Genomic DNA, 12,735 nt, shown 5'->3' with positions numbered 1-12,735 from the left:
AGCGGAGCCGACGCCCCGCGAAAAGGTCTAGTGCCCCATATCGCGATTTCAAGCAACACCGCCGAGGAGCCTTCATGCAACAGTCCAAACAATACGTCATCGACAACCTCTCGATCCATGAATCCTGGCGTCTGTTCAAAATCATGTCCGAGATCGTGGACGGCTTCGAAAGCCTTTCAGACATCGGACCGGCCGTGTCCGTGTTCGGCTCTGCCCGGGCGACTCCGGACTCCCCGCTCTACCGCCAGACCGAAACCCTGGCCCGGCTCCTGGCCGAGGCGGGCTTCTCGGTCATCACCGGCGGCGGCCCCGGGCTCATGGAAGCTGCCAACAAGGGCTGCTACAACGCCGGCGGCGAGTCCATCGGACTGCACATCCATCTACCCCTGGAGCAGAAATACAATCCCTACCTGAAAATCCGCTGCGACTTCAGGTACTTCTTCATCCGCAAGCTCATCTTCGTGAAGTACGCCCTGGCCTACATCGCCCTGCCCGGGGGTTACGGCACCCTGGACGAGCTTTCCGAGGCCCTGGTGCTCATCCAGACCAAGCGCATCAAGCCCTTCCCCATCGTGCTCCTGGGCAAGGACTACTGGAGCGGACTGGTGGACTGGTTCAGGAACCAACTGGTATCCAACGGCTTCTGCCACGAGGCGGACCTGGATCTCTTCACGGTCACGGATTCGCCGGAAGAGGCCGTGAACATCATCAAGAAACGCGTCATCCTCTAGGCCCGGAGCATGGACGACCAGCGCCGGGCGTATCTCTGCGGCGGGCTCGCCGTGCTCGTCTGGAGCACGGTGGCCACCGCCTTCAAGATCGCCCTGCGCACCCTCGACCCGCTCCAGCTCCTGCTGCTGGCCGACGCGGTCTCCATTCTGGCCCTGCTGGCGGTGCTGGCCGCCCGGGGCCGCCTGGGACTGTTGCGCGCCATGTCCCGGCGCGAGAAGCTCCTCTGCTGCGGCCTGGGCCTGCTCAATCCGTTCCTCTACTACGTGGTCCTGTTCCAGGCCTACGCGCTTCTGCCCGCCCAGGAGGCCCAGCCCCTGAACTACACCTGGGCCGTGACCCTGAGCCTACTGGCCGTGCCCCTGCTGGGCCAGCGCCTGCGCCCCCGGGATCTGGCCGCCATCCTCGTCAGCTACGCCGGGGTGGTGGTCATCTCCTGCCGGGGCGACCTGACGGGTCTGCGCTTCAGCAATCCCCAGGGCGTGGCCCTGGCCCTGGGCAGCACCCTGCTCTGGGCCCTGTACTGGATCGGCAACACCCGGCTCAAGGCGGACCCGGTGGCGGCCCTGCTGCTCAACTTTCTGGCCGCCTTCCCCTGCATCCTGGCGGCGACCCTGGCCTTCTCCGCCCTTCCGCCTCTGGGCTGGGCCGGGCTCCTGGCCGGGGCCTACGTGGGCCTGTTCGAGATGGGCCTGACCTTCGTGCTCTGGCTCTCGGCCATGCGTCTGGCCGCGCGCACCCCATCGGGAACGGCCCGGGTGGCCAACCTCATCTTCCTCTCGCCCTTCCTCTCCCTGGTCTTCATCCACTTCCTGCTCGGCGAGGCGATCCGGGCCTCGACCCTGGCCGGACTCGTCTGCATCATCGCGGGCAACGCCCTGCAACAAACTGGCAAACAAACGAAATGAATAAAGTCAATCATTTCAAAATACTCAATGCTCTTTGGTATTTTTCTAGAATTATCGCGGCAGGTTGAAAGACGCGCTGGACGTGGATCGGGGAAAACGACACGACGCCGTGCCCTCAAGGGGGCGCGGCGCCTTATTTTATGAAATCAAGATATTGTGATGATATCTTAAGTTTTACTTAAAGAAAATCTGGATCAATGCTGGCCTTGCCCCCCGCGAGCATGATCTTGAAGTAGCGAATGGTCCGATCGTCCACCGGCACGATGGGGAAGTTCTTGCGGCAGGCGTCGCACTGAGCCATGGCCGGGCGGGTGGGCGCGATGAGCGGCACCTCGCGCTCGCAGAACGGACAGGGATAGAGATAGATGACCTCCATGCCGGTGGGCTTCACGGGGGTCAACGGTTTCTTGGACTCCATCACGATTCTCCTCGCGTCACCAGGGGCGCGCCGCTCATGGCCTCGGGCCTGGGCAGGCCCCAAAGATCCAGAATGGTGGGGGCGATGTCGCCGAGGACGCCGGGGCGCACCCGGGCCTTCTCCGCCCCCCGCTCCACATGGACCAGGGCCACAGGGTTGGTGCTGTGGGCAGTCTGGGGACCGCCGTTCTTATCGATCATCTCCTCGGCGTTGCCGTGGTCGGCCGTAAGCAGCAGGCGGCCGCCGTCGGCCAGAACCCGCTCGGCCAGACGTCCCACGCAGGCGTCCACCACCTCGCAGGCCTCAATCACCGCCGGGATGACGCCGGTATGACCGACCATGTCCAGGTTGGCCAGGTTGCACACGACCAAGTCGTATGTTCCCCATTTCTCCAGCAGGGTGTCCGTGACCTGGACCGCGCTCATGCCGGGCTTCAGGTCGTAGGTGGCCACGTCCCGAGGCGAAGGGATGAGCACCCGGTCCTCGCCCGGGAAAGGCTCCTCCCGGCCGCAGTTCAGGAAATAGGTCACGTGGGCGTATTTCTCGGTTTCGGCGATCCGCAGCTGGCGCAGACCCGCGCGGGAGAGCGTCTCCCCGAGGGTATCCCCGAGATCCTGCGGCGGAAAGGCCACCGGCAGGGGAAAGGACTGTTCGTAACGGGTCATGGTGGCCAGGCCCGCGAGGCGAGGGAACAGCGGGCGTTCGAACTCCCGGAAATCTTCCTCGAACAGGGCCCGGACGATCTGGCGGGCGCGGTCGGCCCGAAAGTTGAAGAAGAACACCCCGTCGCCGTCGAGAATGCGTCCCACGGGCGCGCCGTCCTCGACCACCACGCGGGGTTTCACGAATTCGTCGGTCTGGCCCTGGGCATAGGCCGCGCGCACGGCCTCCACGGGATCAGCGACCGCCTCGCCCTCGCCGAGCACCAGGGCCCGCCAGGCGGGCTCGTTGCGCTCGAAATGGCGGTCGCGGTCCATGGCGTAATAACGGCCGGTGAGCGTGGCGATGCGGCCGACGCCGATCCCGCGCATCCGCTCGGCCAGCGCGCGGACGTAGTTCACCCCGCTGTCCGGCGGGGTGTCGCGCCCGTCCAGGAAGACATGCACGAAGACCTGGGACACTCCCTGTTTCCGAGCCGCCTCCAGCAGGGCGTAGATATGGTTCTGATGGCTGTGGACCCCGCCGTCCGAGACCAGGCCCATGAGATGCAGGCGGCCTCCCGAAGCGCGCACGGCCGCGCAGAGGTCGGTGAAGGCCGGATTGGTGAAGAACGAGCCGTCCTCGACGGCCAAGTCGATGCGGGTCATGTCCTGGTAGACGACGCGGCCCGCGCCGATGTTCATGTGCCCCACCTCGGAGTTGCCCATGAAGCCCTCGGGCAGGCCCACGGCGCGGCCCGAGCAGCGCAGCGGGGCGTAGGGGTATTCGGCCAGAAGACGGTCCAGGTTGGGCGTACGGGCCAGGGACACGGCGTTGCCCGGCCCGGCCGGGGCCTGGCCCCAGCCGTCCAGGATGAGCAGGAGCGTGGGCGTGAGGCGACTCATTCGTCCGCGTCTCCGTCCGCGCCCTCGAAGGCGATTTCCGGGGCCTCGGACCACATGCCCTCGATGTTGTAGAAGCGGCGCTGATCGTTCTGGAAGATGTGGACCACCACGTCGTTCAGGTCCAGCAGAACCCATTCCCCGGCCTGGTAGCCCTCCATGCCGAGGTACTCGAAGCGGTGTTCGCCGCAGCGGTCCAGCACGTGATCGGCCAGGGCCTTGCCGTGGCGCAGGTTCTTGGCAGTGGCCACGAGCACGGCGTCGCTCACCGAGGACAGCCCGCGCACGTCCAGGGCGCGCACGTCGAGGGCCTGTTTCTCGCTCAGCCAGAAGGCCAGCAGGGCGGCCTTCTCCGGACCGGGGATGACATTGAATTTCTGCTTCTTGCTTTCAGACGTCATGCGTGCTCCGTGTTCTTCCCGCCACCATAGCGGCGCGCGATGATTTCGCCAAGCCCTCGCTTGGGTACGTGGTGCGTGCCCGCCGCGTCGCGCCAATAACGGATGTCTCCGCCCGGGGCGGTTTCCTCCAGAATCACGTTCTCGGCGGCCTGGCCCAGGGCCAAAACAAGAAGAATGGTCAGGGATTCCGGCAGATCCAGAATCCGGGCCAGCTTCTTGCGGTTCACCGAGGCCAGGATGCAACCGGAAAGACCCTTCTCCACCGCGCCCAAAAGGATGGTCTGGGAGGCGATGCCGTGGTCGCAGTCCACCGTGGCGGCCACGGTCGTATCCTGACAGACCACGATATAGGCCGCCGGGCGCTCGCCCTCCTCCGGGCCGGGCCAGTCCTTGAGATAGGCGGCCCAGCCGAGGCAGTCGAAAACCGCCGCGTTCATCGCCGGGGCGGCGCAAAGAACGTAGCGCAGGGGTTGCAGGTTCCCGGCCGAGGCCGTGTGCCGGGCCAAGTCCGTCAGTTCCTCGAGGGTATTCAGGTCCACGGGCCTGTCCTGATGGAAGCGGCGCACGGAACGGTTTCGAAGCACGAGATCGCGCAGTGTCATGGGACCTCCGATGTGTTGAGCCCACTACCTCTTTTCCTCCGCCCCCGCAATGGCGGCAGGCCGCGCGGGGCTTGACGCCGCGGGCCTCTTGGGGCAAGAACCCACCAATGTGGCGCAATTCCCTATTCTTCTTCCGACTCCGGACGCCCAGAACCCCCACGGGCCCGTGACAGGGATCGGCGCGCACGACACTGCCGAACCGGGCCGCGGGCGACACCCGCGGCTCTTTTTTTCACCGCCGCCGGAAGCGGCGCGAGGAAGGAGGAGTGGTCATGATTTTTGACGTGGACATGGAAACCCTGCCCCGGGAGGATCTGGAGGCCTTGCAGCTCCGCCGCCTCCAGGCCCTGGCCGAACGGGTTTACGAGAACGTGCCCTTCTACCGCAAGCGCTTCGAGGAGCGCGGCCTCAAACCCGGCGACATCAAGAGCCTGGCCGACATCCGACTCCTGCCCTTCACCGAGAAGCAGGATCTGCGCAACCACTACCCCTTCGGCCTTTTCGCCGTGTCCCGCGACAACATCGTGCGTATCCACTCCTCCTCCGGCACCACGGGCAAGGCCACGGTGGTCGGCTACACCCGCCGCGACATCCGCAACTGGAGCCGGCTCATGGGCCGCTGCTTCGCCGCCGCCGGCGTGACCAGCCACGACTTGGTGCATAACGCGTACGGCTACGGCCTGTTCACCGGCGGCCTGGGCGCTCACTACGGCGCCGAGGAACTCGGCGCCACGGTCATCCCGGTGTCCGGCGGCGGCACCCGCCGCCAGGCCATGCTCCTGCGCGACTTCGGAGCCACGGTCATCTGCAGCACCCCCTCCTACTGCCTGCACCTGGCCGAGGTGGCCCACGAAATGGGCATCGACTTCAAGGGCCTGCCCCTGCGCATCGGCATCTTCGGAGCCGAGCCCTGGAGCGACACCATGCGCAAGGAGCTGGAGGCCACCCTCGGCCTGACCGCCATCGACATCTACGGCCTGTCCGAGATCATGGGCCCGGGCGTGGGCATCGAATGCGCCGAGGCCCAGAACGGCCTGCACCTCATGGAAGATCACTTCCTGGTGGAGGTCATCGACCCCGTGACCGGCGAGAATCTGCCCAACGGCGAGATCGGCGAACTGGTCATCACCACCTTGACCAAGGAGGCCATCCCGCTGCTGCGCTACCGCACCCGCGACCTGACCTGCCTGAACACCGCGCCCTGCCGCTGCGGCCGCACCCTGGCGCGAATGAAGCGGGTCCAGGGCCGCAGCGACGACATGCTCATCATCCGGGGCGTGAACGTCTTCCCCTCGCAGATCGAGACCATCCTCCTGGAGACCGACGGCCTCTCCCCGCACTACCAGCTCATCGTCACCCGCGACGGCAACCTGGACAACCTGGAGGTTCAGGTGGAGGTGGACGAGCGCCTGTTCTCCGACGCCATCAAGAATTTACAACGCGTGGAATCCAAGGTACAAAAAAACATCAAGGAATTCCTGGGTGTCACGGCCCGGGTCAAACTCGTGGAGCCGCGCACCATCCAACGTTCCGAGGGCAAGGCCAAACGCATCGTGGACATGCGCAACCAACCCCAGGCGTAGGTGGCACAGCCCCCACACCGCAAGCAAGCGAGGCAACCCATGAAGGTCGATCAGCTCTCCATCTTCCTGGAAAACCGGGCCGGGCGCCTGGCCGAGGTGACCCGGCTCCTGTCCGAAGCCAAGGTCAACATCCGCGCCCTGTCCCTGGCCGACACCTCGGACTTCGGCATCCTTCGGCTCATCGTCTCGGACTTCGAGAAGGCTCGCGAGATCCTCAAGCAGAACGGCTTCACCGTGGGCCGGACCAGCGTGGTGGCTGTGGAGGTGGACGACACTCCCGGCGGTCTGCACCGCATCCTGGACATGCTCCGGGACACCAAGGTCAACGTGGAGTACATGTACGCCTTCGTGCAGCAGAGCGGCAGCAACGCCATCATCATCTTCCGCTTCGACCGCACGGACCAGGCCATCGAGGTGCTCCAAAAGAACAACATCCCCATCGTGCCAGGGGACAAGCTCTACAACCTCTAGGAACGGCATCCCGGGGAGCCGCGCCGCGGCTCCCCGGCTTCTTCCGGCCGTGAAAGGCGGCCGTCCATGGACATCTCCCGTCTGGTCCGGATTTCGGACCACCAGTGGCGACTTCCCCCTCGGGACGGCATGCGCGCGCCCGCCGTTTTCTTCGGTTCGGAGCCCCTGCTTCGGGCCATGGAGGAGGATGTGGCCCGGCAACTGAGCGGCGTGGCCACCCTGCCGGGCATCGTCTCGGCGGCCTGGGCCATGCCCGACGCCCACTCCGGTTACGGCTTCCCCATCGGCGGCGTGGCCGCCTTCGATCCGGTCGAGGGTGTGGTCTCGGCGGGCGGCGTAGGCTTCGACATCGCTTGCGGGGTACGCACCCTGACCACCAGCCTGGACCGCGAGGATCTGCTCACCGTCCAGGCCCCCCTGGCCGACGCCCTGGCCCTGGCCGTTCCCTCGGGCGTGGGACAGGGCGGGCCCCTGCGCCTGGACCAGGCGGAAATCGATCGTATGTTGCGCGGCGGGGCGTCCTGGGCCGTGGGCCGGGGTTTCGGCGCGCCCGGCGATCTGGCCCGATGCGAGGAACACGGCCGCATGGATGGGGCCGCCCCGGGCGCGGTCTCGGCCGAGGCCAAGGCCCGCATCCGCGACCAGATCGGCACCCTGGGCTCGGGCAACCACTACCTGGAAGTGCAATGGGTGGCCGAGGTCTTCGATCCCCCGCTGGCCGACGGCTTCGGCCTGCGACCGGGACAGGTGCTGATCTCCATCCATTGCGGCTCACGCGGCCTGGGGCACCAGATCGGCCAGGACTTTCTGCCGCGCATGCTGGCCGAAGCCCCTCGCCACGGCCTGACGCCGGGCGACCCGGAACTGGCCTGCGCCCCCCTGTGCTCGGATCTGGGCCGCGAATACCTGGCGGCCATGGCCTGCGGCGTGAACTGCGCCCTGGCCAACCGGCAGGTCATCGCCCACATGGTCCGCCAAGCCTTCGGCAGCGTACTGCCCGGCGTCCGCCTGAATCTGCTCTACGACGTCTGCCACAATACCTGCCGCCGCGAGGAGCACGTGTTGGACGGCCGACGCCGGACGCTCTACGTCCACCGCAAGGGCGCCACCCGCGCCTTCGGCCCCGGCCACCCCGGCCTGCCTCCGGACCTGACGGCCCTGGGGCAGCCGGTGCTGGTGGGCGGCAGCATGGGCACGTCCTCCTACATCCTGGCCGGAATCGACGAAAATCCCGCTCTGGACTCCGCCTGCCACGGCGCGGGCCGGGCCATGAGCCGCACTCGGGCCAAAAAAAGCTTTCGAGGACGGGATGTTGCCGAGTCGTTGCGGCGCAGGGGCATTTTTCTTCGCGCCAAAGACCTTCGGGACGTTGCCGAAGAGGCTCCGGGAGCGTACAAGGACGTGAATCTCGTTATCGCGTCCGCGGCGGCGGCCGGGCTGGCGAAGCCCGTGGTCCGCGTGGAGCCGCTGATCTGCGTCAAGGGGTGAGGAAGGAACCGGTGCATGACCCCATCACCACCGCTTGGATGGAGGAAATGACCGCCAAGCGCCCGGCCTTGGTGGCCCGTATGTTCACGGTCTTTCTGGAGGAGGAGCCCAAGCGGCTGGAGGCCGTGCGCCAAGCCCTGGCCGCCGGGGACGCCGAAACTCTGCGCTTCCTGGCCCATTCGCTCAAGGGGGCGTCGGCCGCCCTGGGAGCGGAAACCCTGCGCGGCCACTGCCTGGCCCTGGAACAGGCGGCCGGGTCGGGCGACCTGCCGGCCGCCTCTGGTTGCCTGTCGGACCTGGAGGCCGAGATGGAACGCGTCTTCGCCTTCATGCGCGGCCACCTGGACCACGCCGCCACAAGCTGATCCGCGCACCATCCTCCCGGTCTCCGCAGCCATCATGGCAAGAGGCTCAAACCCGGCGCGGGGTTGAGCCTCTTGAGACGGAGCCCTGACGGGCTTTCCCCGAACTCCTAGAACATGTCGGCCATGCCGTAAAGCCTGCCGGGCTTCTGGCCCGCGAGCCACTTGGCCGCGCGCAACGCGCCCTGGGCGAAGGTATCCCGGGAATGGGCCCGATGGGTCACTTCGACCCGTTCGCCCGGGCCGAAGAAGAACACCGTGTGCTCACCAACCACGTCCCCGCCGCGCAGGGTCTGCACGCCGATCTCCTCCACGGGACGCGCGCCGATGATCCCCTCGCGGCCATAATTCCTGACCTTGTCGTAGTCCCAGCCCCGGGCCTCGGCCAGGCACTGGGCCAGCTTGATGGCCGTGCCGCTGGGCGCGTCCTTCTTGCGGTTGTGGTGCACCTCGAACATCTCCAGGTCATAGGCCGGGCCGAGCATGCGAGCCAGTTCGGGCAGAACCTTGAGCAGAACGTTCACGCCCACGCTCATGTTCGGGGACCAGAACAGGGGCACGTCCCGGGCGATGGAGCGCAGTTCCTCCTGCTGTTCCGGGGTCAGGCCGGTGGTGCCGATGACAGCCGGGTTGCCGTGGCGCTTGGCCGTACGGGCCATGTCCACGGAGGCTTCAGGGGCCGTGAAGTCGATGATGACCGCTCCCGGAGCCTGGGGCAGCAGAGCATCCAGATTGCCCGCCGCCGGATAACCCAGGCTCTGGACCTCGCCCAGACGGTCGGGGCGCTCCACCACGCCCGCCAGTTCGAAATCTCCTCCGGCCCGCGCCAGGCGCACGAGGGTGCCGCCCATGCGCCCGCCGGCGCCCATGATGATGACCTTGCAGCTCATGATTCCTCCCTCGGCGTCAGCCGTGCCTCGGCCTCCCGGACCACGTCCTGGAAGGCCGGGAAATCCAGTACGGTCAGGCCCCAGTCGCGGGCCTTGGCCAGCTTGCTTCCGGTGCCCTCGCCGGCGACCACGTAATCAAGACGGCGCGACATGGACGAGGCCGCCCTGCCGCCCAATTTCTCCACCAAGGCCTCGGCCTCGGAACGTGACATGCCCGGCAGGCCACCTGTGAAGATGAACGTTTTCCCGGCCAACGGCAAGCCGGACGGCGCGGCCTCGCCCCTGGGCCAGAGCCCCAGTTCCTTGAAGCGGCGCAGCAGTTCGCGGTTTTCCTCGTTGTCGAAGAAGGCCCGGATGCTGGCGGCCACGCGCGGGCCGATGTCCGGCAGGGTCTTCAGCTCCGCTTCCCCGGCCAGGGCCAGAGCGTCCAGGTCGGCGTAGGCCTGGGCCAGGGTGCGCGCGGTCTGCTCCCCCACCTGCTCGATGCCCAGGGCGCTCAAAAAGCGGTGCAGCGGCGCGGACTTGGCCAGTTCCACTGCGGCCAGGAAGTTCTCGGCGGACTTGGAGCCCATGCCCTCGTAGCCGAGCAGGACGTCCTTGGTCAGGACGAACAGGTCGACCGGGGATTTCAGGTGCCCATCCTCGGCCAGCTTCTCGACCCAGCGCGCGCCCACGCCCTGCATGTCCAAACCGGCCTTGGACACGAAATGGACCAACCCCTGGATCAGACGGGCCGGGCAGGAGAGGTTGGGGCAACGCACCGCCACCTCGCCGGGGAGACGCACCACCTCGGAACCGCAACGCGGACAGATGGAGGGGAACGGCCAGGGCTCCTCGCTCCCGTCGCGCTCCTCGACCACGGCCCGGACCACCTGCGGGATCACGTCCCCAGCCCGCTGCACGATGACCAGGTCGCCCAGCATGAGCCCAAGGGATTCAACCATGTCCCGGTTGTGCAGGGTGGCGCTGGAGACCTCCACCCCGGCCAGGCGCACGGGTTCCAACACGGCCACGGGCGTGAGCACGCCGGTGCGGCCCACCTGCACGGCGATGTCCAGGAGCTTCGTCTTGGCTTGCTGGGCCGGGAACTTGAGGGCCAGCGCCCAGCGCGGGGCGCGGGCGGTTTCGCCCAGCTCACGCTGCAGGGCCAGGGAGTCGGCCTTGGCCACCACCCCGTCGATTTCGAAAGGCAGGGACTCGCGCTCCTCGCCGAGCTTCAAAAAGAAGGCCTCGACCTCCTCGGGCGCGGCGCAGAGCCGGGCCTCGGGAGGAATGGAGAAGCCGAGCGCGGCCAGACCGCTCATGATCTCCGCCTGGGAGTTCCAGCCCGGCGCGCCGCCGTCCCACTCCACCAGCCCCACGCCGTAGGCCAGGAAACGCAGGGGCCGGGCGGCGGCCACCTTGGGGTCGAGCTGGCGGATGGACCCGGCCGCCGCGTTGCGAGGATTGGCGAAGGTCTTGGCTCCGGCGGCGGCCTGGCGACGGTTGAGTATCTCGAAGGCGGTCTTGGCGATGACCACTTCGCCGCGCACCTCCAGCACCCGGGGCACGGGGCCGCCCTCCGGCCGCAGGGTCAGCGGCAGGTTGCGCACGGTGCGCATGTTCCGGGTCACCTCCTCGCCGGTCTCGCCGTCGCCGCGCGTGGCGGCCACGGTCAGGACGCCCTCCTCGTAGACGACCTCCAGGGCCAGCCCGTCCATCTTGGGGTCCACCCAGAAAATCCGCAGCGCGGCGGCGGGATCGGGGACGCCCAGGGCCAGACGCCGCAGACCCGCCAGCCTGGAGCCGGGATCGCGATCCAGCAGCGGCGGAGGCAACACGGCATCCATGTCGCGCAGCAGGTCGGCCCAGCCGCCCTCGCGGGATTCCAGAAGACGCGTCTCGACCATCTGTCGCACGCGGCGTCCCAGCTTGAGGCTTTCGGCCTCGTCCAGACTCCGGCCCAGAGATCGGGCCACATCCTCCAGGGCAGCGCGCTGGGTGGCCTCGCGAAAGGCGTTGACCAGCTTCTGTCCGGCGAACTCGCGCCACTCCTCCAGGCTCATGGCGTTGTCCAGGCTGAACATGGGCCGCCGGTGGCGGTAGGTGGCGAAGCCCTCGGCCGGAGCCCCGCCCACGCGCCGGGTGGGAGAGTTCGGGTCGGCCAATTCGGGGTGGAGTTCTTCCAGCTCCGACAGCTCCCGGAAAAGGGCGTCGTATTCGGCGTCCGTGATCTCCGGGGCGTCCTGCTCATAATAGCGGCGGTTATGATGCTCCACCAGTTCCCGCAACTCGCGGACCCTGGCGGCGGGGGATGTCATGGTCACAGCACTTCCTGGAACTTCATCAGGTCGGTCTTGCGGCCGACGGCCAGAAGGGTGTCTCCGGCCTCGATGATCTCGCGCGGACCGGGGTTGAAGACCATCTCGCCGGAAATCTTCTGGATGGCGATGATGATCAGGTTGAAACGCGGACGAATCTGGGACGCCATGAGATCCTGGCCCGCCACCTGGGACGTGGGCAGAACGGCCAGCTCCTCCATCTGGAGGTCGATGTTGGCGCGCAGGGCCAAATCGAGGAAGTTCGTCACCGTGGGCCGCAGCACGCTCTGGGCCATGCGCACCCCGCCGATGAGATTCGGCAGGACCACGCGGTCGGCCCCGGCCATCTGAAGCCGGGCCACGTGCCCGGGGTCGGCGGCCCGGGCGATGATGCTCACCTCGGGATTGAGCTGACGCGCGGTGAGAGTCACGTAGACGTTGGCGGCCTCGTCGGTGAGGGCGGTGATCAGGGACTTCGCCCGCATGAGCCCGGCCTGCTGAAGAATCTCGTCGTTGGTGGCGTCGCCCTCCACGAAGAGGATGTCCTCCTGGCGCATCTTCTCCAGGGCTTCCGGGGAATGCTCGATGACCACCACGGGCTGGCCCTCGGCCCGGATCTCCCGCACCACCACGCTGCCGATGCGGCCGAATCCGCAGACGATGAAGTGCCCGTTCAACTTTTCGATGCGCTTCTGCACCTTGAGCCTCCCCCAGAAATTGTGCAGGTGGCCTTCCACCAAAACCTGCGAGAACGCGCCCACCAGATAGGCGAAACCGCCCACCCCGGCCAAGATGATCAGGGCGGTCATGAGCCGCCCCTGGTCCGAAAGCGGACGCACTTCCTGGAAGCCCACGGTGGCCAGGGTGATGACCATCATGTAGAAGCTTTCCAGAAGGTTCCAGCCTTCCAGGGTCATGTAGCCGATCATTCCGGCCACGAAGACCACGCTCAAGGTCATGAAGGCCACGAGAATTTGCCAGAAATGGCCGTAGCGTTGTCGGAAGCGGTACAGGCGGGCCTTGAGCGTCAGTCCGGACATTC

General features: G+C 67.1%; 13 protein-coding genes. 6 read left to right on the top strand and 7 right to left on the bottom strand.

Going from position 1 to position 12,735, the window contains the following annotated elements:
* Positions 1 to 74: 74 nt before the first annotated feature.
* The gene (locus H587_RS0102230) at positions 75 to 731 is read left to right on the top strand and encodes an LOG family protein (protein ID WP_027174871.1); all 657 of its coding nucleotides are present in this window, start codon (positions 75 to 77) and stop codon (positions 729 to 731) included.
* 9 nt (positions 732 to 740) lie between these two features.
* A complete protein-coding gene (locus tag H587_RS0102225; protein WP_027174870.1) occupies positions 741 to 1,637 on the top strand; it encodes a DMT family transporter in 897 nt (298 codons plus the stop codon).
* Between the two features lie 178 nt (positions 1,638 to 1,815).
* On the opposite strand, the gene H587_RS0102220 is transcribed toward H587_RS0102225, so the two are convergent.
* From H587_RS0102220 to H587_RS16945, 4 genes are read right to left on the bottom strand one after another with little or no spacing between them, the layout of a single operon-like run.
* On the bottom strand, positions 1,816 to 2,055 hold the full coding sequence (locus tag H587_RS0102220; RefSeq protein ID WP_034608462.1) for a hypothetical protein: 240 nt from the start codon (positions 2,053 to 2,055) through the stop codon (positions 1,816 to 1,818).
* On the bottom strand, positions 2,055 to 3,599 hold the full coding sequence (gpmI, locus tag H587_RS0102215) for a 2,3-bisphosphoglycerate-independent phosphoglycerate mutase (protein ID WP_027174868.1): 1,545 nt from the start codon (positions 3,597 to 3,599) through the stop codon (positions 2,055 to 2,057). The genes H587_RS0102220 and gpmI overlap by 1 nt, the downstream gene beginning before the upstream one ends.
* Complete coding sequence (gene rsfS / locus H587_RS16950; RefSeq protein ID WP_034608461.1) at positions 3,596 to 3,997, bottom strand: ribosome silencing factor; 402 nt, start codon at positions 3,995 to 3,997, stop codon at positions 3,596 to 3,598. The genes gpmI and rsfS overlap by 4 nt, the downstream gene beginning before the upstream one ends.
* The gene (locus H587_RS16945) at positions 3,994 to 4,599 is read right to left on the bottom strand and encodes a nitroreductase family protein (protein ID WP_034608459.1); all 606 of its coding nucleotides are present in this window, start codon (positions 4,597 to 4,599) and stop codon (positions 3,994 to 3,996) included. The genes rsfS and H587_RS16945 overlap by 4 nt, the downstream gene beginning before the upstream one ends.
* A 272-nt stretch (positions 4,600 to 4,871) precedes the next feature.
* On the opposite strand from H587_RS16945, the gene H587_RS0102200 reads away from it, so the two are divergent.
* The 4 genes from H587_RS0102200 to H587_RS0102185 all read left to right on the top strand — a co-directional run bounded on the left by H587_RS0102200 (position 4,872) and on the right by H587_RS0102185 (position 8,506).
* Positions 4,872 to 6,182 carry a phenylacetate--CoA ligase family protein gene (locus tag H587_RS0102200; protein ID WP_027174867.1) on the top strand — a complete coding sequence of 437 codons (1,311 nt, stop codon included), beginning with the start codon at positions 4,872 to 4,874 and terminating at the stop codon, positions 6,180 to 6,182.
* 39 nt (positions 6,183 to 6,221) lie between these two features.
* A complete protein-coding gene (locus H587_RS0102195) occupies positions 6,222 to 6,653 on the top strand; it encodes an ACT domain-containing protein (protein ID WP_027174866.1) in 432 nt (143 codons plus the stop codon).
* 66 nt (positions 6,654 to 6,719) lie between these two features.
* The gene (locus tag H587_RS0102190; RefSeq protein ID WP_027174865.1) at positions 6,720 to 8,141 is read left to right on the top strand and encodes an RtcB family protein; all 1,422 of its coding nucleotides are present in this window, start codon (positions 6,720 to 6,722) and stop codon (positions 8,139 to 8,141) included.
* Positions 8,142 to 8,152: 11 nt separating this feature from the next.
* Positions 8,153 to 8,506: an Hpt domain-containing protein gene (locus H587_RS0102185; protein ID WP_027174864.1), complete on the top strand. Its 354-nt coding sequence runs from the start codon at positions 8,153 to 8,155 to the stop codon at positions 8,504 to 8,506.
* Between the two features lie 107 nt (positions 8,507 to 8,613).
* Here the strand turns inward: H587_RS0102185 and dapB are convergent, their stop codons facing one another.
* From dapB to H587_RS0102170, 3 genes are read right to left on the bottom strand one after another with little or no spacing between them, the layout of a single operon-like run.
* Positions 8,614 to 9,393: a 4-hydroxy-tetrahydrodipicolinate reductase gene (gene dapB / locus H587_RS0102180; protein WP_027174863.1), complete on the bottom strand. Its 780-nt coding sequence runs from the start codon at positions 9,391 to 9,393 to the stop codon at positions 8,614 to 8,616.
* Positions 9,390 to 11,693: an NAD-dependent DNA ligase LigA gene (gene ligA, locus H587_RS0102175; RefSeq protein WP_034608457.1), complete on the bottom strand. Its 2,304-nt coding sequence runs from the start codon at positions 11,691 to 11,693 to the stop codon at positions 9,390 to 9,392. Before ligA ends, dapB begins: the two co-directional genes overlap by 4 nt.
* Before the next feature lie 2 nt (positions 11,694 to 11,695).
* The gene (locus H587_RS0102170; RefSeq protein ID WP_211219480.1) at positions 11,696 to 12,733 is read right to left on the bottom strand and encodes a potassium channel family protein; all 1,038 of its coding nucleotides are present in this window, start codon (positions 12,731 to 12,733) and stop codon (positions 11,696 to 11,698) included.
* Positions 12,734 to 12,735 lie beyond the last annotated feature (2 nt).

The sequence above is a fragment of the Desulfovibrio aminophilus DSM 12254 genome (assembly GCF_000422565.1).
Lineage (GTDB): Bacteria > Desulfobacterota > Desulfovibrionia > Desulfovibrionales > Desulfovibrionaceae > Aminidesulfovibrio > Aminidesulfovibrio aminophilus.
This window is presented reverse-complemented; position numbering and strand designations above follow the sequence as displayed.